Origin of the sequence: Pseudomonas sp. RW3S2 (assembly GCF_014268955.1) — a bacterium.
GTDB lineage: Bacteria > Pseudomonadota > Gammaproteobacteria > Pseudomonadales > Pseudomonadaceae > Aquipseudomonas > Aquipseudomonas wayambapalatensis.
Genome location: NZ_JABWRM010000006.1, coordinates 196,918 through 216,642, shown reverse-complemented (window position 1 = coordinate 216,642; position 19,725 = coordinate 196,918). Strand labels below are relative to the sequence as shown.

The window sequence follows — 19,725 nt, the reverse complement described above, 5'->3', positions numbered from 1 at the left end:
TGTTGTTTTTGTCGAGCACTCATTTAAGGCTCAAGCGTTGCGACTAAGCAAACGGCACACAGGAAAGGAGGCGTCTTTGGGCAAATCTGTCGCGTTCAGGTAACTCAGCAGGCGTACATCGATAGCTTGCGCTGGATGAAATCGAGGAAGCACTGGATGCGCAGCGCCAGTTGGGTGTTGCGGTAGTAAACCGCGTGGATCGGCTGGCGATAGCCGTTGTTGGCCTCGGCCAGCACCACCTGCAGCCGACCGGCACGAATGTCTTCGTGGGTCATGAAATGTGACAGGCTGACGATGCCTTCACCGGCCAGTGCCAGCTGGCGCAAGGTCTCGCCGCTGGAGGCGAGGATCGCCGGACGGATCGCCCAGCGGTCCCCCTGGGCATGGCGCAACGGCCACTGATTGAGCGTCTCGGGTGCGCTGAACCCCAGCAGGCAGTGCGTGCTGAGTTCTTCGACCTTCTGCGGTGTACCGCGCCGGGCCAGGTAATCCGGGCTGGCGAGCACCTGCACGGGGCTGCACCCCAGCGAGCGCGCGTGCAGGCTGGAATCGGCCAGCTCACCGATGCGAATGGCCACGTCGGTGCTCTGTTCGAGCAGGTCGATGATCAGGTCGTCGGTATTGAGCTCGAGTTCGATGCCGGGGTACTGGCGGCGAAACTCGCCGATCCACGGCAGGATGGCATGCAGCATGAACGGCGCGGCGGCGTTGATCCGCAGACGCCCGGACGGGGTCTGGCGGTTCATCGACAGGCGCTCTTCCATGTCGTCCATCTGTTCGAGGATGACCCGCGAACGCTCGAGGAAGAAACGCCCTTCTTCGGTCAGGTCCATGCGCCGGGTGGTGCGATTGACCAGCGTGGTCCCAAGCTTGCCCTCCAGGCGCGACAGGGTGCGACTGACCGCCGACGGGGTCTGGCCCATCTGCTCGGCGGCGGCGGAGATCGAACCGCAGTCGATGACGGCGACGAATACCTGGAGTTCTTCGGATCGGGTTTTCACGCGGTGGCCTTGGGCTTGAGGTAGTGCTGATTGATAGCTGCTGGGCGGTCACGGCGCAAGTGTGGCCGCCTCGTCACTCAGCCTTGCCGAACACCTTGCTCAGGTGCGCTTCGTACGCCGCCAGCGCTGCCGGTACATCCGGGCGCTTCATCACATCCACCGCCAGGAAGGTCGGCAGGCCGGTCATGCCCAGGAACTGATTGGCCTTGTGGAACGGGAAATACACCGCATCCACACCCTTGCCTTCAAAGAAGTCGGTCGGATCGTCGAAAGCCTGCTGCGGCGCGTTCCAGGTCAACGAGAGCATGTACTGCTTGCCCTGGATCAGCCCGCCACTGCCGTACTTCTGCGAGGCATCGGAACGGGTGCGACCATCGCTGGCATACAGGCTGCCGTGGCCTTCGGTGAAGACCTCATCGACGTACTTCTTCACGGTCCAGGGCGCGCCCATCCACCAACCCGGCATCTGGTAGATGACCACGTCCGCCCAGAGGAATTTCTGCACCTCTTCCTTGACGTCATAGCCACCGTCGATGAAGGTCTGCTGCACGTCGAAACCGGCGCGGTCCAGATAGGCCAGCGCGGCCTCGTGCAGGGTGCGGTTCAGGCGGCCGTCGGAATGAGCGAACTGTTTGCCGCCGTTGAGTAGAAGAATCTTTTTCATGGGGAGCCTCGTAGGTCTGGGTCGGTCCGAGGCAAGGACGCCTGCCGACCGAGTCAAAAGTGATGGCGGCAGATTAGGCAGTCGCAGGCGCAGGAAAAAGCCGGCTGGCGGCAAAATACATTTGCCTTAAAGTCACGAATAGACATCAGATTATTGCAATACAATCTGCTCACTTTCCCCCGCACAGGCCATCGCCATGAGTGAACAGTTCGCTTTCATCCTCAAAGCCAAGACCCGTCCTGAGAAGGCCGAAGCCTTCGAAACCCTGTTCCGCGCCTATGTCGAACCGAGCCGCCAGGAGCCCGGCTGCATCGAGTACCACATGCTGCGCGACAAGGAAGACCCGAGCCTGTTCGTGTTCTACGAGGTCTGGGCCGACAAGGCCGCCCTCGACGTGCACTCGGCCCTGCCGCACATGGCCGCGTTCTTCGAGAAGCGCATGGACTACCTGGAGCGCGACTTCGATATCCAGATGATCGAGATGCTCAGCGCTTCCTCCGCTAGCCGTTGATCAGCAGGTGCCCGCCGAGCAGCGCCAGGCCCACGAAGAAGCAGCGCCTGAACTGTGCCGCGCTGATGCGCTGGCGCAGCCAGGTGCCGGCGAACATGCCCAGCAAGGCGGGGGCCAGCATCAGCAATGACGCACCCAGGGCCGGGCCGTCGAGCGCGTCCTGCCCGGCCAGGCCCAGCGCCAGCGCAAGGGTCGAGACCGTGAACGACAGGCCCATCGCCTGGACCAGCGCGTCACGATCCAGGCCCAGCCCCTGCAGGTAGGGCACCCCCGGTATCACGAACACCCCGGTTGCCGCCGTCACCACACCAGTCAGCAGGCCGCACAGCGGCCCCAGCCACCACTCCCACTGTGGCTGGACGCGCAAGCCCGGCCCCACCAGCCCGTACAGGGCATATATCAACAGCGCACCACCGAGCGCATGCGCCGCCCAGGGGCCGCTGTCGATGCCAAGCCACAGGCTGCCCAGCAGCGTACCGGCGACGATCATCACCAGCATGCTGCCCAGGCGCTTGAGCAGCCCGCGCAAGTGCCCGCCCGAGGCCAGTTGCCACAGGTTGGTAAGGGTCGAGGGCACGATCAGCAGTGCCGCTGCCTGCGCCGGGGGCATAGCCAGCCCCAGCATGCCCATGGCGATGGTCGGCATCCCCAGGCCGATCACGCCCTTGACCGCACCGGCCATGGCAAAGGTGATGATCACCAGCAGTGACAATGCCGGCCCCATGTTCTGATACAACGCGATAAAGGTATTCATGGCGCTATCCTGGGCTGCCGCGAGCACAGTGAAAATCTGCCATATACTCAGCCAGACTCTTGCCAGGACAGAGGCACATGCATTTCGACCTGATCGACCTCAGTCTTTTCCGTCATACCCTCGAATGCGGCAACATCACCGCCGGTGCCCGTCGCAGCCATCTTTCGCTGCCTGCGGCCAGTGCGCGCATCCGTGCCATGGAAGCCTCGCTGGGCATCCCCTTGCTCGAGCGCAACCGCCGAGGGGTACAGCCAACGCCAGCGGGCCAGGCGTTGTTACAGCATGCGCGGCTGATTGCCCAGCAGGTCGAGCGGCTGCAATACGACCTCGGCCAGTACGCCCAGGGCCAACAGGGGCAGGTGCGCCTGCTGTGCAATACCGCGGCGCTGACCGAGTACCTGCCGGAGTTGCTGGCTGCATACCTGGTGGAGTACCCGGGCGTCAGCGTCGATGTGCAGGAGCAGCCGAGCCTGCGCATCGTGCAGGCGATCACCCAGGGGACTGCGGACCTGGGCATCATTTCCACCGCGGCACCGAGCGAGCACTTGCAGGTGCGGCCGTTTCGCGAAGACCCGCTGGTGCTGATCATGCCCCTGGCGCATCCGCTGGCTGGACACCCGGCGCCCCGTTTCGTCGACAGCCTGGTGCATGGCCATGTGGGGCTGGGTGCGGACAGCGCACTGGCCTTGCACCTCGAAGAACAGGCTCTGCGCCTCGGGCGGCGCATGCAGGTACGGGTGCGGGCCGAAGGTTTTGACGGTGTGATCCGCATGGTGGCCGGGGGCGCCGGGGTCGGCGTGGTGCCGTTGGCCTCGGTGAGACGCTGGGAGGGTGCGCTGCCCTTGCGCTGGGTGGCGCTGGAGGAAGATTGGGCCAATCGTCGGCTGCAGCTGTGTGCACGGGATTTTGCCGGATTGCCGGGGTATGCCGCCGCGCTGGTCGAGCGGCTTGGGCTTGGGGATTGAGTTAGCCTGTGGGAGCGGCGGCTCGTCGCCTCGACTTGTCCCGCGAGGCAGACGACGCGCTGCCTGGCACGGGCTACGCCCGTGTTCGCGGGACCAGCCCGCTCCCACAGGGATTGGGCTGGTCTTTAGATTTTGAGCAAGACAGTTGCCCCTACAAGAGCTCCGCAACTTCTGAATACTGCGATGTTAATTGTGGGAGCGGGCTTGTCCCGCGATCACCGGCGAAGCCGGTGCCATGCAGCGCGTTGTCTTATTCGCGGGACAAGTCGGAGCGCCGAGCCCTCGCTCCCACAGGGGGAGCGGTTCTCCGTTGCGACTTGCCCGCGAAGAGGCCGGTACTGACTCAGCACACCTCGATCAGAACAACTTCACCGTATAACTCAGGATCAACCGGTTCTCATCGATGTCGGTCCGGTAGTTGGACCGCGCCATGACATTGCGCACCCGCACTCCCAGCCCGGCCAGCGGCCCGCTCTGCACCACATACGCCAGGTCCAGATCGCGCTCCCGGTCACGCCCTTCGAAACCAAGCCCGGTGTCCACATCCCCGCCCCTCACATAGCGCAGGGTCGAGGTCAGGCCGGGAATGCCCAGGGCCACGAAGTTGTAGTCATGGCGCACCTGCCACGAACGTTCCCCTGGCGCCGAGAACTCGTAGGTCGGCAGCGTGTTGCCCATCGGGTTGGTGTTGGCCCCGACCTGGATGAAGCCATCCTTGCCGCCGATCTGCTGGTAGCCCACATAGAAGGTATGCCCGCCGGTCTTGGCCGAGAACAGGCTGAACAAGGCATGGTTGTCGTAGTCACCGGCAATCTTGCGGCCGTCCTCGCGGGCATCGAAGTACCCGGCATTGACACCCAGCGTCCAGTCGCCCACCGGCTCGGCGTGCTTGAAGCTGTAGAACCGCTGCTGGTAGATATCCTCCAGTTGCGCCTGCCACACCCCGACGCTGGTGCGGTTGTCGTTGAAGGCATAGTCGGCGCCGACGTAGTTGAAGCGGTCGCTGGTGAAGCGCGCCAGCCGCGACGGGTTGATCGGGTCGTTAACCAGCGCATACATCTTCTGGCTGTTGGACGAGTCGCGCAGGCTGGTGGAGCGGAACTGGCCGGCGTTCAAGGTCAACCCGGCGATCTCGCGGGACTCGAGCATCGCCCCCTGGTACGTCGGCGGCAGCAGGCGCAGGTCGCTGAACAACAGCACTGGCAGGTTGGGCATCAGCTCACCGACCTTGAGCTCGGTCTGCGACACCTTGAACTTGATCGCCGCACCCAGGCGGCTGTATTCGTCCGCCGACTTGCCGCTGGCAAGGCTCGGCAGCAGCCCCGACTTCGAATGCTCCGGGCTGCTGTCGAGCTTGAAACCGAGCAGCCCGGTCACATCGAGGCCGACGCCCACCGTCCCCTGGGTATAGCCGGAGCTGGCATTGAGGATGAAACCCTGCGCCCACTCCTGGGTACGCGACTGGGTGCTGGCGCCCTTGATATCCGCATAGTCGCGGCTGAAGAAGTAATTGCGCGCCTGCAAGGTGGCGCGGGCGCCTTCGATGAAACCGCTGTCTTCGGCAGAAGCATCGAGGCACAGCGCCGCGGCGACACAGCCACCGGCCAGTCGGGTAGCCGATGAAAAACGTTGTGAAATCTGTACGTACATGGGGAGCGACTCCTGGATTCGGGCAACAGCGATCCACCGCGGCAGCCTGAAGGCCGCCGACGTGCGGATGGCGTGATGAAGGGATCAGGCGGGCGCCAGGGCCCGCCAAGCTACCGTTGCGAAAAGCGGTCGACCGCTAGCGGTTGACCAGCTTCGCGGGCAGCGCGATCACCAGGAAGCAGCTCAGGATCAGGCAGCCGGCGAACACCCACAATGCCGCATGGGAGGTACCGGTGAGATCGGTCACGATGCCCATCAGCGAGTTGCTCACCAGGCCCGCGATATTGGCCAGCGAACAGGCCAGGGCGAAACCGGTGGCCGCGGCAGTACCCTTGAGGAAGGTCGCCGGCAGGCTGAAGAACACCGGCACCGCGCCGATGATCGCCGCCGATGCGATGGCAAACAACGCCACGGTCATCACCAGGTTCTGGCTGAACAAGGTGCTGCTGGCCATGGCGATGGCGCCGATGATGAACGGCACGATGATGTGCCAGCGACGCTCGCGATGACGGTCGGAACTGGCGCCGATCATCAGCATCCCGAGCAGCGCGGCCAGGCTCGGAATCGCAGTGAGCAAGCCGATGTGGAAGGTGTCGCTGACGCCTGCATCGCGGATGAAGGTCGGCATCCAGAACCCCATGGCATAGGCACTGAGCAGGATCGAGAAATCGATGCCACCGAGCATCCACACCTTCAGGTTGAAGAAGCCATCGCGGAAGCTGTGCTTGCTGCCCTTGCCTTCGGCATCGTCCGCAGCCAGGTCGCTGGCCAGTTGCGCCTTGTCATCGTCCGACAGCCATTTGGCCTGCTGGAAATTGTTCGGCAGGGCCCAGAAGGTCAGGATGCCGAGCAACACGCTGGGGATCGCCTCGAGCAGGAACAGCCACTGCCAGCCATGCAGGCCGTGGACCTGGTCGAAGTGGCCCATGATCCAGCCAGAGATCGGCCCGCCGATCACGCTCGACAGCGGCAAGCCGATCATGAACAGCGCGATGATGCGCCCGCGCCGGTAGGTCGGATACCACATGGTCAGGTAGTACAGCACGCCCGGGAGGAAGCCCGCCTCGGCGGCCCCGAGCAGAAAGCGCAGGATGTAGAACTGGGTGGTGGTGGACACGAACATGGTGCAGGCCGACAGCAGGCCCCAGGTGATCATGATCCGTGCGATCCAGAGCTTGGCACCGACGCGCTCCAGGATCAGGTTGCTCGGCACCTCGAAGATGATGTAGCCGACGAAGAACAGCCCGGCACCCAGGCCATAGGCTGCGGTGCTGAACTGCAGGTCTTCGAGCATCTGCAGCTTGGCAAAGCCGACGTTGATGCGGTCCAGATAGGCCGCGAGATAGCAGAAGCACAGGAAAGGAATGAGCCTCCATGTGATCTTGCGGTAGAGCGCTTGTGTGCCATGGTCGGTTGCACTGTGGACCGCGGTTGCATTCGCAATTGGCATTTCTTGTCTCCTGGCGGCGACTTTGTGGTTGTTTTTAGGCCAGCAGTTTTCGACGCTCCAAGAGCGCCGCACACTACAGGCGGCTGTCCAGGGCAGCGTCACAAGACCCCGAGTGCTCCTGCGGGGCGACCGTCCGCACAGCGGACGGCGATGGAACGGGCGTTCCTGCACCGTTCCTCGATTGTTATGGGTACAAAGCGTCCGGCTCAGTCGGCCAGGCGCGTCAGTTGCTCCATGGCCTCCTGGCGGCTGACGACATCGCCGTACTTGCTGTCGATGTCGAACAGGTTCGCTTCGTGCGGATCGTTGTGGCGATCGCCGACGCACTCGCGCACCACGATGGTCCGGAACCCGTGCTGCAGCGCATCCACCGCACTGGCGCGGATACAGCCGCTGGTGGAGCAGCCGGCCAGCACCACGGTGTCGATCCCTTGTGCATGCAACAGCGGTGCAAGGCTGGTGCCGAAGAAGGCGCTCGCATACTGCTTGCTCAGCACCACTTCATCCGCCTGCGGCATCACCGCCTCGCAGAAGGCGGCCAGTGGGTTGCCCTCGACCATGTCCTTCATCACTGGCGCCTTGCGCACCCACACGCCACCATCGGCAAAGTGCGGGGGCTGGTAGCGGATATTGGTGTGGACCACCAGAGTACCGCAGTCCCGCGCCAGCGCCAGCAGGCCGCTGGCCTGCTCGACGGCCGACACCACACCGGGGGCGTAGAGCGGCGCACCGGGGGTGGTGTAACCCTGCATGAAGTCGATCATCAGCAGGGCCGCCTTGCGCCCGAAGCCGATGCGCTGGCCCCACACGCCCTGATAGTTGTCATGGGCGCTCTGTGCGTCGCTCATGTTCGTCTCCCGTTTTCAGTAGGCGCCCGACAGCAGGGCACCGGCCCCCGGAACCACAGGCTCCAGGTCCAGCGCCTTGAGCATGGCGTAGGTGGTGGCGATGGCTGCGGTGACCACCGGCTTGCCGGTCTGTGCCTCGACCTTGGCCACGGCGGGCAGCGACTGCATCTGCACGCAGGCCGACAGCACCACTACATCGACGCCCTCCAGGTTCATGCCGGCGACGATGCCCGGCAGGTTGGCCGGATCATGGCGCGCCACGGCGAGGTTGTCGGGGATCTCCAGCGCACGCCAATCCTGAACCTCGAAGCCCTCTTCACGGATGTAGTTCACCACCAGCTCGGTCAGCGGCTTCATGTAGGGCGCAACGATGGCGATGCGCTTGGCCTTCATGACGTGCAGCGCCTCGACCAAGGCACCTGCACTGGTGATCACCGGCGCCAGCGCGTCGTTGTCGGCGGTGGCTTTCTGCAGGCGCTTCTCCGACTGGCGGTGATAGCCCAGCCCCATGGCCATGATCGCCACCAGGCACGCGTAGCCCAGCACATCGACCTTGGCGTCGGACAACTCCACCGCGCAGCGATCGGACTCGGCATCCATCGCCGCCAGTTCTTCCTTCTTCACCTGCTTCATGCGCATGCGGCTGGAGTGGAAGGTGAAGCGCTCGGGACGGATCGCCTGGCGCGCGGTGAGCATCGCCGGGATCTCGGTTTCCATGGTGGTGTTCGAACTCGGCACGATCTGGCCGATGCGGTACAGCTTGGTCATGTCTCGTGCTCCTTCAGACGAGGGAATGGTCGAGGAAATCGCCGAAGGCGGCAAAGAAGCCTTCGAGGTCGTCCCAGGGAATCATGTGGCCGGCGTTTTCGACCTGAACCACCTGGATGTCCGGCTTGAGTTCGCGGATCTCGGCGATGTCCTGTGCCTGGATCACACCGCCACGCCCGGCCACCATCAGCAGCGCCGGCTGGCGCACGGCAGGCAGGTCCTGATGGATATCCACATCATGGAAATCGTTGAAAGCCCGCACGATCGCCGGCTCGTGGCAGGTGTGCAGCCATTCGGCGCGCAGGGCCAGTTGCTCGTCGCTCCAGGTAGCGCAGAAGGCACGCATGTCCTCACCGGTCATGCCGATCGTGGCCTGGCGGATCGAATCGACGTACCACGGCAGCTTGCTGGGATACTCGCGCCGGCCCGGGCCGGACACCGGCGGATCGATCAGCACCAGGCGCTGCAGGCCCGGCGCGCCCTGGGCGGCAGCGCGGATGGCGAAGCGCGCGCCCATCGAATGACCGACCAGGTGATAGCTGCCAAGCCCCAGCGCTGCGGCGAAGGCCGGAATGTCTGCGGCGCAGGCGTCGGTGCCGTAGTCCAGGCCTGGGCCGCTGGAGGACAAGCCACGCCCGCGCACATCCAGGACATAGGTGTCGAAGTGCTGACCGAGGCGTTCGGCGACGAATCCCCAGGTGATCGCCGGGCTGGTGATCCCCGGCACCAGGATCAGCGCCGGCCCCTTGCCGCCGTAGCGCAGGTAATGCTGGCGGATGCCGTTGGCGCTGACGTTGCCGCCGGCGACGAAGCTGCTCATGCCGCCTCCCCGCTTTTCAGTTCCTGGCCGTACAGGTCGTAGCCATAGACCCACGCCGGGTCTTCCTGGGTGTAGAGGAAGGTGTTGGCGTTGGACACCGACTGCACCCGCGAGGCGCGCTCCTTGCGGTTGGCCTCGTAGAGGGCGAAGGCGGTGCGGTGGTCGGACAGCCCGGTCTCCTGCAGGCAGCGAGTCAGCATCGCCGCGTCCTCGATGGCCATGCAGGCGCCCTGCGCCATGTGCGGTTTCATCGGATGGCAGGCATCGCCCAGCAGCACCAGGCGGCCACGGCTCCACAGCGGCAGCGGGTTGCGGTTGCGCAGCGGCCACTTGGTGATGGACTCGGTAGCGTCGATCAGCTTGTGCACCGTCGAGTGATAGCCCTCGAAGGCGGCGCGCATCTCTTCCTGGCTGCTGTCCACGAACGGGCCCTGGAAGTCCCAGGCCTCGTGCGGTACGCCGGTGACGAAGTAGTACTCGTCGCGTTTGCCGGTGGTGTAGTAGACCATCATGTGACGATCGTCGGTCCACCACTTCACGCAGTCCTCGAACACGTCCGCGTGCTGTTTGAGCTTGTCGCCGCGAATCAACGCACGGTGGGCGACCCAACCGCTGTAGATCGGCGCTTCGACGCCCAGCAGTTCCTCGCGGATCTTCGAGTGGATGCCGTCGGCACCGATGACGATATCGGCCACGGTATGGGTGCCGTCGGCGAAGTCCAGGCGCACCTGGTCACCCTCGTCGACGATCTTTTCCAGGCGCTTGCCGAAATGCACGGTGCCCGGCTTGATCGCCTCGATCTGCAGGGCGTGCAGATCGCCACGATGGATGGTGATGTACGAGGCGCCGTACTCGCGGCGAGCGAACTCGCCCAACGGGATGCGCGACAGGTAGTCGCCGGTCTTGCCGTCGCGGCTGAACCAGAAGTCCGGGTGCGAGCTCATCAGCTCCAGCTTCTGCTCGAGGCCCATGCGACGGAAGATCTTCATCACGTTGGGGCCGATGTGGATGCCCGCACCGAGGCGGGTGAACTCCGGCGCCTGCTCGAACACCTCGACGTCGAACCCGGCCTGCTGCAGCAACGTGGCGGCGGCCGCCCCACCCAGACCCGCACCGACGATTGCGATTTTCTGCCTACCCCGCATGGGTATGTCTCCTCTTGTTCTGATGTGTTGCCAGCGGTTCGGCCGCTCGACGATTTAGAGTGTATACGCTCTATTTTTTTAATTGGAAGAGGCAGCGAAAAATATTTTATCGGCCCCGGATCAATGGCGATAACGCGGCCATTGTTACCGCAAATATTGGAATATGTGTGGATAGGTAACGTTTGATCGCACCGCTTGCGCTTATCGACGGGATGCGCTTTCATCTGAGCAAATATGGCGTACACACTATTGTTTTGCACCGAGATGACGCGCCCGGCACCGCCGTGGTGCAGCCGCTCGACCCTTGAGTCCTGACCAGGAGAACCCCCATGCCGGTGAGCAATGCAGAGCTGACCCAGATGTTCGAACACGTGCTGAAACTGTCCCGGGTAGACGAAACCCAGAGCGTCGCCGTGCTCAAGAGCCACTATTCCGATCCGCGTACGGTCAACGCCGCGATGGAGGCGGCGCAGCGCCTGAAAGCCAAGGTCTATGCGGTGGAGCTGCCGTCGTTCAACCATCCCACCGCCATGGGCAACGACATGACCGCCTACTGCGGCGACACCGCGCTGACCGGCAACATCGCCGCCCAGCGGGCGCTGGAGGCGGCCGACCTGATCGTCGACACCATGATGCTGCTGCACTCCCCCGAGCAGGAGCAGATCCTCAAGACCGGCACGCGCATCCTGCTGGCGGTCGAACCCCCGGAAGTACTGGCGCGCATGCTGCCCACCGAGGACGACAAACGTCGCGTGCTGGCCGCCGAGACCCTGCTCAAGCAAGCGCGCAGCATGCACGTGCGCTCCAAGGCCGGCAGCGACTTCCACGCCCCGCTCGGCCAGTATCCGGCGGTCACCGAATACGGCTACGCCGACGAGCCAGGGCGCTGGGACCACTGGCCCAGTGGCTTCCTGTTCACATGGCCGAACGAGGACAGCGCCGAAGGCACGCTGGTGCTGGATGTCGGCGACATCATCCTGCCGTTCAAGAACTACTGCCGCGAGCGCATCACCCTGGAAATCGAGAAAGGCTTCATCACCGGTATCCACGGCGGCTTCGAGGCCGAGTACCTGCGCGACTACATGAAGTACTTCAACGACCCCGAGGTGTACGGCATCTCCCACATCGGCTGGGGCCTGCAACCCCGCGCACAGTGGACCGCCATGGGCCTGCACGACCGCAACGACGGCATGTGCATGGACGCCCGCGCCTTCTACGGCAACTTCCTGTTCTCCACCGGCCCCAACACCGAGGTCGGCGGCAAGCGCAAGACCCCGTGCCACCTGGATATCCCGCTGCGCAACTGCGATATCTACCTGGACGACCAGCCCGTGGTGCTGGCCGGCGAGGTGGTCGCGCCCGAGGAGTCCAAGGCCCGATAGCGGGTATACTGGCCCGGCGCTCCGCTTTCGGGGGCCGGCCAGCCAACCCACACAGCCCAAGCCATCACATGCCGAAGAAAACCACCCCCGTTGCCACCCCGCTCGACACCACGCCGTATGACGTCACCGAACAGATCGGCCACCTGCTGCGCAAGGCGTACCAGCGGCATACGGCGATCTTCCAGCAGCAAGCGTGCGATCCGCAGCTCACCTCGATCCAGTTCGTCACCCTGTGCGCCCTGCGCGACCACGGGCCCAGCTCCCAGGCTGAGCTGATCAAGGCCACCGCCGTGGACCAGGCAACCATCCGTGGCATCGTCGAGCGCCTCAAGGCGCGCGGACTGGTGCAACTGTCGCCAGACCCGGACGACCGGCGCAAGGTCATCGTCGAGCTCACCGAAAGCGGCTCGGCGCTGCTCGATGCGATGATTCCCTGCGCACGGCAGATCAGCGAGCTGAGCATGGGCAGCCTCAATGCCGGGGAGCGGGTGGCGATCCTGTTCCTGCTGCGCAAGATGATCGACAGCGACGAGGCGGCGGGCTGATCGCGCCCTTCAACAAAACCCTCACCGTCGTTACCGGCCCTATCGCGGGGCAAGCCCGCTCCCACAGGTTAATCACTGCCCTCGAGAACGGTGGGGTACCAGTGGGAGCGGGCTTGCCCCGCGATTGCGTCTGACCTGCCCACCACCGTCGCTGACGCCCCCCTGCAACCCGCCTGGCCTGCTTCTTGCCTACTCATTTCATGTAGTGAGCACTTACCGAAAAAGCGCACCGTTTGAGTCCTTTGGTAGCGCCCCAGAGATGAGCGAGCCATGCAAGAAGACATCGCCCTGCGGATAAACGGCCAGACCGTCACGGTCGCCGCTGAACCCGACACCCCCCTGTTGTTGGTGCTGCGCAACGACCTGTGCCTGAACGGCCCGAAATACGGCTGCGGCCTGGGCGAGTGCGGCGCCTGTACGGTGATCATCGACGGGGTGGCCGCGCGCTCCTGCGTGATCCCGCTGGCCGGCGCTGAAAACCGCGAGGTCACCACACTCGAAGGCCTCGGCAACAAAGCCGCGCCGCACCCGGTGCAGCAGGCGTTCATCGACGAGCAGGCAGCCCAGTGCGGCTACTGCATGAACGGCATGATCATGACCGCCAAGGCCCTGCTCGACCGCATCCCCAATCCCACCGACGAACAGATCCGCAACGAACTGTCCGGCAACCTCTGCCGCTGCGGCACCCACGTCGAAATCCTGCGCGCGGTGCGCCGCGCCGCCGGCCGCCAGGCCTGAGATCCGGAGAACCCCATGAACCACTCGCAACAGGTGCCTTCACGCGAGCAATTGCTGGCCAGCAACGGTGTGCTGCTGATCGTCGACGAAATCACCCCGCCCTCGGGGCCGGTTGCCAAGGGTGTGACACCCCAGGTCAAGGACCGCGAACTGGCACTGTTCATCGCCGTGAGCGACGACGGCCTGGTGTATGCCTTCAATGGCCACGTCGACCTGGGCACCGGCATCCGCACCTCGCTGGCACAGATCGTCGCCGAGGAACTGGACCTGCGCATGGACCAGGTGCACATGGTGCTCGGCGACACCGAGCGTGCGCCGAACCAGGGCGCGACCATCGCCAGCGCCACACTGCAGATCTCCGCCGTGCCGCTGCGCAAGGCAGCAGCCACCGCGCGACGCTTCCTGCTGCAGCAGGCTGCCCTTGAGCTGGACTGCACAGCCGATGCGTTGCGAATCGAAGAAGGCGCGGTGATCGCCGAAGACGGCCGTCGCCTACCCTTCGCCGACCTGGTGCGCGGGCACAACCAGCAGTTGCGCATCGCCGAAGACGCGCCGCTCAAGGCCGTCGAGGACTACCGCCTGGTCGGACGCAGTACCGCGCGGGTGGACATCCCCGGCAAGGCCACCGGCGAGCTGACCTACGTGCACGACATGCGCCTGCCCGACATGCTCCATGGCCGGGTGATCCGCCCACCTTATGCCGGCCACGATAGCGGCGACTTCGTCGGCAACAGCCTGCTGGCGGTGGATGAAAGCTCCATCGCCCATGTGCCTGGCGTGGTCGCCGTGGTGGTGATCCGCGACTTCGTCGGCGTGGTGGCCGAACGTGAGGAACAGGCGATCCGCGCCGCCCACGACCTCAAGCTGAGCTGGAAACCGTTCACCGGCAAGCTGCCCGATCTCAGCGACGTCGCCCAGGCCATCCGCGACAACCCCAGGGTGCAGCGCACCGTGCTGGACAAGGGCGAGGTCGACGCGGGCATCGCCAACGCCAGCCAGCGTCTGAGCCGCAGCTACCTGTGGCCCTACCAGTTGCATGGCTCTATCGGCCCATCCTGCGCCCTGGCCGACTTCACCGAAGGCCAGATCCGCGTCTGGTCCGGAACCCAGAATCCACACCTGCTGCGCGCCGACCTCGCCTGGTTGCTGGAATGCCCCGAAGCACGCATCGAGATCATCCGCATGGAGGCGGCGGGCTGCTACGGCCGCAACTGCGCCGACGACGTGTGCGCCGATGCGGTGCTGCTGTCGCGCGCGGTCGGACGCCCGGTGCGGGTACAGCTGACCCGCGAGCAGGAGCATGTCTGGGAGCCCAAAGGCACCGCGCAACTGATGGAGATCGACGGCGGCCTGAACGCCGACGGCACGGTCGCCGCCTATGACTTCCAGACCAGCTACCCCTCCAACGGCGCCCCCACCCTCGCCCTGCTGCTGACCGGCGCGGTGGAGCCGGTGCCGGCGCTGTTCGAAATGGGCGACCGTACCTCGATTCCGCCCTACGACTACGAACACATGCGCGTCACCATCAATGACATGACGCCGCTGGTGCGTGCGTCGTGGATGCGCGGCGTGTCGGCGATGCCCAACAGCTTCGCCCACGAGTCATATATCGACGAGCTGGCCTTCGCGGCGGGGGTCGACCCGGTCGAGTACCGCCTGCGCCACCTGTCCGATCCGCGCGCCATCGACCTGGTCAAGGCCACCGCCGAGCGCGCCCAGTGGCAGGCGCACACCCAGCCCATGCAGACGCCCGCCGAAGGCGATGTGTTGCGCGGTCGCGGTTTTGCCTATGCGCGCTACATCCACAGCAAGTTCCCGGGTTTCGGCGCGGCCTGGGCGGCCTGGGTCGCCGATGTGGCGGTGGACCGACGTACCGGCGAGGTGGCCGTCACGCGGGTGGTGATCGGCCATGACGCGGGCATGATGGTCAACCCTGAGGGCGTGCGCCACCAGATCCACGGCAACGTGATCCAGTCCACCAGCCGCGTGCTCAAGGAACAGGTGCACTTCGAGGAATCGACGGTGGCCAGCAAGGAATGGGGCGGCTACCCGATCCTCACCTTCCCGGAGCTGCCAGCCATCGACGTGATGATGCTGCCGCGCCAGCACGAACCACCGATGGGCAGCGGCGAATCGGCCTCGGTGCCGAGCGCGGCGGCCATCGCCAACGCGATCTTCGACGCCACCGGCATACGCTTTCGCGAGCTGCCGATCACTGCCGAACGGGTGCGCGCCGCGCTTGGCGGCAACGGCGAGGATTCGTCTGCGCCAGCACAGCCCGCGTCGAAACGCTCGAAGTGGTGGTTCGGCTCGATCGCCGGCGTGTTCGGTGCCGCCCTGGGCATGCTCGCGACCGCCCTGCCCTTTCGCGCGGAAATCGCGCCGGTGACGCCCCCGGCGGCCGGCAGCTGGTCAGCGGCAATGCTCGAACGTGGGCGCCAGGTGGCGGCGGCCGGCGATTGCGCGGTGTGCCACACGGTCAGCGGCGGCAAGGTCAATGCCGGCGGCCTGGCGATGGAAACGCCGTTCGGTACGCTGTACAGCACCAACATCACGCCCGATCCGGAAACCGGCATCGGCCGTTGGTCGTTCGCCGCCTTCGAGCGCGCCATGCGCGAGGGCATCAGCCGCGACGGCCGACATCTGTACCCGGCCTTTCCCTACACCTCGTTTCGCAACATCACCGACGGTGACATGCAGGCGCTGTACGCCTACCTGATGTCGCAGACACCGGTGCGCCAGGAGGCGCCCGCCAACGACATGCGTTTCCCGTTCAACCAGCGCCCGCTGATGGCCGGCTGGAACGCACTGTTCCTCAAGCGCGGCGAGTACCGGCCCGACCCGCAGCGCAGTGCGCAGTGGAACCGCGGCGCCTACCTGGTCGATGGCCTCGGGCACTGCACCGCCTGTCACTCGCCGCGCAACCTGATGGGCGCGGAAAAAGCCGGCAAAAGCTACCTGGCCGGGGGCATGGTCGATGGCTGGGAAGCGCCAGCGCTCAACGGCCTGGGCAAGTCGTCCACGCCCTGGAGCGAGAGCGAGCTGTTCACTTATCTGCGCACCGGTTTCTCCGACAGGCACGGTGTCGCCGCCGGGCCCATGGGGCCGGTGGTCAGCGAGCTGGCCACCTTGCCGGAGAGCGACGTGCGGGCCATTGCCCACTACCTGACTTCACTGGACGGCGCGCCGCAGCCAGTCGCGACCCCGGCTGCGCCCCAGGTCGATACGCAACTGTCCATCAGCAATGGCGAGCGGGTGTTCAAGGGTGCGTGCATGGCCTGCCACAGCGATGGCCTGGGCCCGAAGCTGTTCGGTGTCAGCCCGTCGATGGCGGTCAACAGCAACGTGCACAGCGATGTGCCGGACAACCTGCTGCGCGTGATCCTGCACGGGATTCCGACGCCTGCGACCCGCGACCTGGGCTATATGCCCGGCTTCAGGGATAGCCTCTCGGACCGCCAGGTGGCGGATCTGGCCGCCTACTTGCGCCAGCGTTTCGCCGCAGACAAACCGGCCTGGCAAGGGCTGACGGCGAAGAGCGCGCAAGTGCGTGCCAACCCCGGCAGCCACTGAGGCTAGCGGCGCAGACCGCGCAGGGCGAGATCGCTGATGAAGTCCAGCCAGTCGGCCTTGGCCTGCTTGTCGGCAAGGTCCACGGCGAGGAACGAGCTGAGCGTATGGCGGTTGGAGTTATAGAAATAGCAGAGCGAGGCAATCATCAGGTAGGCGTGGGTGATGTCGATATCGTCGCGGAACAGGCCCTTGGCCTGCCCAGCCTCGATGATCGGCCGCAGCACGCCGACCGCCTCGCCGGACAGCGCCTGCAGGTTCTGCGACTTGCGCGCGTGCTGGCCCTGGTGAAGGTTTTCGGTGGCCAGGATGGTGACGAACTCGGGATGGCGCACGTAGTAATCCCAGATGAACGCCACCAGTTGGCGCAGCGCGAGCTCGGGGTCGGACAGGTCCAGGCGCAGCTTGGCTTCGGCCTGGTTGAAGCTGGCGTAGATATGCTCCAGCACGCTGATGAACAGCTTTTCCTTGTTGCCGAAGTAGTAATAGATCATCCGGTCGTTGGACTTGGCCAGCGTGGAGATCTGCTCGACGCGCCCGCCGGTGAAGCCCTCCTTGCTGAAGACCTTCACCGCGGCCTTGAGGATGTTGTCCTTGGTGCGGTCGGCCTGCTGGGCGCGAACGCCGGTTTTGCGAGTCTGCATGTCGGTCCCTGTGGGGCTGGCCAGATAGCCAACACTGCCACAGACATGGGGTGTGGCGCCAACGATTGGAACGGGGTAACCGAACATGCAGCATCTCGACCGGCAAGTGATCGACAAGGCGCTGGCATGGGCTTGTGCCGGCGACACGGTATGGCTGTGCACGGTGCTCTCCACCTACGGCTCGGCACCCCGTGCACCGGGAGCGATGCTGGTCTGCCGTGGCGGGCTGGAGTATGTCGGATCGTTGTCGGGAGGCTGCGTGGAGGAAGAGTTTCTCGACAGCCTCTCACAGGGTGCATTCCACTGTGCTGCGCAGGTGGTGCGCTATGGCGACGGACAGGCGCAAAGCCGGCGCTTGCGCCTGCCGTGCGGGGGGGTGTTGGTGGTGCTGGTCGAGCGGCGCGAGGCCAGTGCGGCCTGGCTGGAGCACTTGCAGGCGTTGCGCGGCGCATTGCTTGGCCAGCGCCGGGTGACGCGCAGGGTGGGGCTGATGGATGGCACCTTTGGCCTGGAAAGCGATAGCAGCGTTACCGTGCGCATGAGCGAGGATGCCGTACATATCGCCATCGGCCCGGCCCTGCGCCTGCTGCTGGCGGGGCTGTCGCCCGTGGCCGAGGCCTGCGCCGATATCGCCCGTACGCTGGGCTGCGAAGTGATCGCCTGCGATCCGCGCGAGGAGATGGCCCATGTGCATCTGGAGGGTGCTCAACTGCACCGCGTGCTGCCCTCGGAGTTCATTGCCGAAGGTGGCTGCCATGCCGCCACCGCAGTGGTGGCGCTGACCCACGATCCGAAGATCGATGACCTGGCGCTGATGGAGGCCGTGCACACCCCGGCGTTCTACATCGGCGCCATGGGCTCGGTGACCACCTCCGCACGCCGCGCCGAACGCCTGCAGCGCATTGGCGGCTTGTCAGCACAGCAGATCGAACGCCTGCACATGCCGATCGGCCTGGACCTGGGCAGCAAGTCGCCAGCGGAAATCGCCCTGGCGGTGATGGCGGATGTGCTGCGGGTGTATCGCGGCAAGGCGCGGGATGCGTTATAGCCGCGATGGCCGGTTCAATAGGCGATAGCCAACTCGCGTAGCGCCGCTGAAGCCAGAAAACCGGAGCGCGAGGCATATCGGCTATCGCGCTTCACCTTCTCGTCGATGCGCTGCAACAGGTTCTCTGGCAGCGTCGCATTGAAACGCACCGCCTTGCCCAGGTAGGGCGTTACATCAAAATCCACTACCGCCCAGATACCACCGGCGAAATCCGGATTGACCACGTGCACGTCGATCTCCTGCGCTTGGGGTAAAGGCTCGCCATCAGCGACAAGGCCTTCAAAATGCAGCGCCAGTGCCTCTTGGACATTATCCAGCGCCTGGGCAGCGGTGACGCCGGCGGAAAAACACCCAGGGACATCGGGTACGGTCACGCCGTGGTCGGAATCTTTGTCCTTGTGCAAAACAACTGGAAATTTCATCGACTCACACATCTATTTAACTAAACCAGCCTCCAATACACACTATCCACACACCCCTGACGAGCGGCGACACGCTTTCTAGTGCGAAGGCTTTATCTAGTTCACATGTAGGACAGATGCACCTTGCCGCCCGCCAATCTCTTTCCCCACAATCCCCTCCACGCCGCACCACGACAGGGAACTCACCGTGCCATCCATCTATCAGCTCAAACCCCGCTTCCAGGCTCTGCTGCGCCCATCGGTTCAGCGTCTCTACGATCGCGGCGTCACTGCCAACCAGGTCACCGTCGCCGCAGCGTTGGTGTCGGTGCTGCTGGGGCTGCTGCTCACCTGGCTGCCCCACGTCACCTGGCTGTTCATCCTCATCCCGGTGTGGATGCTGCTGCGCATGGCGCTCAATGCCGTCGATGGCATGCTGGCCCGCGAGTTCGGCCAGCAATCGACCCTCGGCGCCTACCTCAACGAGCTGTGCGATGTGATCGCCGACGCGGCGCTGTACCTGCCCTTCGCGTTGCTGGTCGGGGTGTCGCCGACACTGGTGGTGCTGGTGGTGTTGCTTGCCGTCATCAGTGAATACGCCGGGGTGATGGGCCCGCTGGCCGGTGCTTCGCGGCGTTACGACGGGCCGATGGGCAAGAGCGACCGGGCCTTTGCATTCGGCGTACTGGGGACCGGCGTGGCCTTCGGCGTGCTGAATCCGACGTGGATCAACGGCCTGCTGCTGGTCATCCTGCTGCTCTCGCTCTATACCCTCTACAACCGGGTACGCCACGGGCTGGCCGAAACCCGCTGACCCCACC

Annotated in this window: 19 protein-coding genes; 8 read left to right on the top strand and 11 right to left on the bottom strand. The window is 64.9% G+C overall.

Translation table 11 applies throughout. The features are described from left to right. Positions 1 to 104: 104 nt before the first annotated feature. On the bottom strand, positions 105 to 1,001 hold the full coding sequence (locus HU748_RS11225) for a LysR substrate-binding domain-containing protein (protein WP_186711357.1): 897 nt from the start codon (positions 999 to 1,001) through the stop codon (positions 105 to 107). Positions 1,002 to 1,074: 73 nt separating this feature from the next. Then, a complete protein-coding gene (locus HU748_RS11220) occupies positions 1,075 to 1,665 on the bottom strand; it encodes an NAD(P)H-dependent oxidoreductase (protein ID WP_186669353.1) in 591 nt (196 codons plus the stop codon). 196 nt (positions 1,666 to 1,861) lie between these two features. Between HU748_RS11220 and HU748_RS11215 the strand changes: the two genes are divergently transcribed. Beyond that, positions 1,862 to 2,176, top strand: a complete 315-nt coding sequence (locus tag HU748_RS11215) for a putative quinol monooxygenase (RefSeq protein ID WP_186711355.1) — start codon at positions 1,862 to 1,864, stop codon at positions 2,174 to 2,176. Here the strand turns inward: HU748_RS11215 and HU748_RS11210 are convergent. Continuing rightward, a complete protein-coding gene (locus tag HU748_RS11210; RefSeq protein ID WP_186720366.1) occupies positions 2,166 to 2,930 on the bottom strand; it encodes a sulfite exporter TauE/SafE family protein in 765 nt (254 codons plus the stop codon). The two genes, HU748_RS11215 and HU748_RS11210, sit on opposite strands and share 11 nt — an antisense overlap. A 77-nt stretch (positions 2,931 to 3,007) precedes the next feature. Between HU748_RS11210 and HU748_RS11205 the strand changes: the two genes are divergently transcribed. Beyond that, a complete protein-coding gene (locus HU748_RS11205; protein WP_186720363.1) occupies positions 3,008 to 3,895 on the top strand; it encodes a LysR substrate-binding domain-containing protein in 888 nt (295 codons plus the stop codon). Between the two features lie 357 nt (positions 3,896 to 4,252). Here HU748_RS11205 and HU748_RS11200 read toward each other — a convergent pair whose 3' ends face one another. From HU748_RS11200 to nicC, 6 genes are all read right to left on the bottom strand, one after another. Beyond that, complete coding sequence (locus HU748_RS11200) at positions 4,253 to 5,545, bottom strand: OprD family porin (protein ID WP_186720361.1); 1,293 nt, start codon at positions 5,543 to 5,545, stop codon at positions 4,253 to 4,255. A 136-nt stretch (positions 5,546 to 5,681) separates the two neighbouring features. Beyond that, positions 5,682 to 6,995: an MFS transporter gene (locus HU748_RS11195; RefSeq protein ID WP_186669345.1), complete on the bottom strand. Its 1,314-nt coding sequence runs from the start codon at positions 6,993 to 6,995 to the stop codon at positions 5,682 to 5,684. Between the two features lie 206 nt (positions 6,996 to 7,201). Further along, positions 7,202 to 7,843 carry an N-carbamoylsarcosine amidohydrolase gene (locus tag HU748_RS11190; protein ID WP_186669343.1) on the bottom strand — a complete coding sequence of 214 codons (642 nt, stop codon included), beginning with the start codon at positions 7,841 to 7,843 and terminating at the stop codon, positions 7,202 to 7,204. Positions 7,844 to 7,858: 15 nt separating this feature from the next. Further along, entirely contained in the window at positions 7,859 to 8,611 is a 753-nt protein-coding gene (locus HU748_RS11185) for an Asp/Glu racemase (protein WP_054892653.1), read from the bottom strand. 13 nt (positions 8,612 to 8,624) lie between these two features. Beyond that, entirely contained in the window at positions 8,625 to 9,431 is an 807-nt protein-coding gene (gene nicD, locus HU748_RS11180) for an N-formylmaleamate deformylase (RefSeq protein ID WP_186669341.1), read from the bottom strand. After that, positions 9,428 to 10,576, bottom strand: a complete 1,149-nt coding sequence (gene nicC / locus HU748_RS11175; RefSeq protein ID WP_186669339.1) for a 6-hydroxynicotinate 3-monooxygenase — start codon at positions 10,574 to 10,576, stop codon at positions 9,428 to 9,430. Before nicC ends, nicD begins: the two co-directional genes overlap by 4 nt. Before the next feature lie 329 nt (positions 10,577 to 10,905). Between nicC and HU748_RS11170 the strand changes: the two genes are divergently transcribed. The 4 genes from HU748_RS11170 (at position 10,906) to HU748_RS11155 (ending at position 16,814) form a co-directional block, all read left to right on the top strand. Next, the gene (locus HU748_RS11170) at positions 10,906 to 11,958 is read left to right on the top strand and encodes a 2,5-dihydroxypyridine 5,6-dioxygenase (protein ID WP_186669337.1); all 1,053 of its coding nucleotides are present in this window, start codon (positions 10,906 to 10,908) and stop codon (positions 11,956 to 11,958) included. Positions 11,959 to 12,026: 68 nt separating this feature from the next. Continuing rightward, entirely contained in the window at positions 12,027 to 12,503 is a 477-nt protein-coding gene (locus HU748_RS11165; protein ID WP_186720359.1) for a MarR family winged helix-turn-helix transcriptional regulator, read from the top strand. A 270-nt stretch (positions 12,504 to 12,773) separates the two neighbouring features. Then, positions 12,774 to 13,241 (top strand): (2Fe-2S)-binding protein, encoded by a 468-nt coding sequence (locus HU748_RS11160; RefSeq protein ID WP_186669335.1) that lies wholly within the window; start codon positions 12,774 to 12,776, stop codon positions 13,239 to 13,241. Between the two features lie 15 nt (positions 13,242 to 13,256). Next, positions 13,257 to 16,814, top strand: coding sequence for a molybdopterin cofactor-binding domain-containing protein (locus HU748_RS11155; RefSeq protein WP_186720357.1), 3,558 nt, complete (start codon positions 13,257 to 13,259; stop codon positions 16,812 to 16,814). Positions 16,815 to 16,816: 2 nt separating this feature from the next. Here the strand turns inward: HU748_RS11155 and HU748_RS11150 are convergent, their stop codons facing one another. Further along, entirely contained in the window at positions 16,817 to 17,455 is a 639-nt protein-coding gene (locus tag HU748_RS11150) for a TetR family transcriptional regulator (protein ID WP_186669333.1), read from the bottom strand. Between the two features lie 85 nt (positions 17,456 to 17,540). Between HU748_RS11150 and HU748_RS11145 the strand changes: the two genes are divergently transcribed. Continuing rightward, positions 17,541 to 18,503 (top strand): XdhC family protein, encoded by a 963-nt coding sequence (locus tag HU748_RS11145; RefSeq protein ID WP_186720355.1) that lies wholly within the window; start codon positions 17,541 to 17,543, stop codon positions 18,501 to 18,503. Between the two features lie 14 nt (positions 18,504 to 18,517). On the opposite strand, the gene HU748_RS11140 is transcribed toward HU748_RS11145, so the two are convergent. Then, entirely contained in the window at positions 18,518 to 18,925 is a 408-nt protein-coding gene (locus HU748_RS11140; RefSeq protein WP_186720352.1) for a type II toxin-antitoxin system HicB family antitoxin, read from the bottom strand. 187 nt (positions 18,926 to 19,112) lie between these two features. On the opposite strand from HU748_RS11140, the gene HU748_RS11135 reads away from it, so the two are divergent. After that, on the top strand, positions 19,113 to 19,718 hold the full coding sequence (locus tag HU748_RS11135) for a CDP-alcohol phosphatidyltransferase family protein (protein ID WP_186711322.1): 606 nt from the start codon (positions 19,113 to 19,115) through the stop codon (positions 19,716 to 19,718). Positions 19,719 to 19,725: the final 7 nt, after the last annotated feature.

What these genes read in the sequence shown, in the direction of transcription:
- HU748_RS11205 (WP_186720363.1), top strand. Translation starts at nt 3,008, where the DNA reads ATGCATTTCGACCTGATCGACCTCAGTCTTTTCCGTCATACCCTCGAA.
- HU748_RS11195 (WP_186669345.1), bottom strand. Translation starts at nt 6,995, where the DNA reads ATGCCAATTGCGAATGCAACCGCGGTCCACAGTGCAACCGACCATGGC.
- nicD (WP_186669341.1), bottom strand. Translation starts at nt 9,431, where the DNA reads ATGAGCAGCTTCGTCGCCGGCGGCAACGTCAGCGCCAACGGCATCCGC.
- HU748_RS11150 (WP_186669333.1), bottom strand. Translation starts at nt 17,455, where the DNA reads ATGCAGACTCGCAAAACCGGCGTTCGCGCCCAGCAGGCCGACCGCACC.
- HU748_RS11165 (WP_186720359.1), top strand. Translation starts at nt 12,027, where the DNA reads ATGCCGAAGAAAACCACCCCCGTTGCCACCCCGCTCGACACCACGCCG.
- HU748_RS11155 (WP_186720357.1), top strand. Translation starts at nt 13,257, where the DNA reads ATGAACCACTCGCAACAGGTGCCTTCACGCGAGCAATTGCTGGCCAGC.
- HU748_RS11215 (WP_186711355.1), top strand. Translation starts at nt 1,862, where the DNA reads ATGAGTGAACAGTTCGCTTTCATCCTCAAAGCCAAGACCCGTCCTGAG.
- HU748_RS11210 (WP_186720366.1), bottom strand. Translation starts at nt 2,930, where the DNA reads ATGAATACCTTTATCGCGTTGTATCAGAACATGGGGCCGGCATTGTCA.
- HU748_RS11145 (WP_186720355.1), top strand. Translation starts at nt 17,541, where the DNA reads ATGCAGCATCTCGACCGGCAAGTGATCGACAAGGCGCTGGCATGGGCT.
- nicC (WP_186669339.1), bottom strand. Translation starts at nt 10,576, where the DNA reads ATGCGGGGTAGGCAGAAAATCGCAATCGTCGGTGCGGGTCTGGGTGGG.
- HU748_RS11140 (WP_186720352.1), bottom strand. Translation starts at nt 18,925, where the DNA reads ATGAAATTTCCAGTTGTTTTGCACAAGGACAAAGATTCCGACCACGGC.
- HU748_RS11170 (WP_186669337.1), top strand. Translation starts at nt 10,906, where the DNA reads ATGCCGGTGAGCAATGCAGAGCTGACCCAGATGTTCGAACACGTGCTG.
- HU748_RS11200 (WP_186720361.1), bottom strand. Translation starts at nt 5,545, where the DNA reads ATGTACGTACAGATTTCACAACGTTTTTCATCGGCTACCCGACTGGCC.
- HU748_RS11220 (WP_186669353.1), bottom strand. Translation starts at nt 1,665, where the DNA reads ATGAAAAAGATTCTTCTACTCAACGGCGGCAAACAGTTCGCTCATTCC.
- HU748_RS11185 (WP_054892653.1), bottom strand. Translation starts at nt 8,611, where the DNA reads ATGACCAAGCTGTACCGCATCGGCCAGATCGTGCCGAGTTCGAACACC.
- HU748_RS11190 (WP_186669343.1), bottom strand. Translation starts at nt 7,843, where the DNA reads ATGAGCGACGCACAGAGCGCCCATGACAACTATCAGGGCGTGTGGGGC.
- HU748_RS11160 (WP_186669335.1), top strand. Translation starts at nt 12,774, where the DNA reads ATGCAAGAAGACATCGCCCTGCGGATAAACGGCCAGACCGTCACGGTC.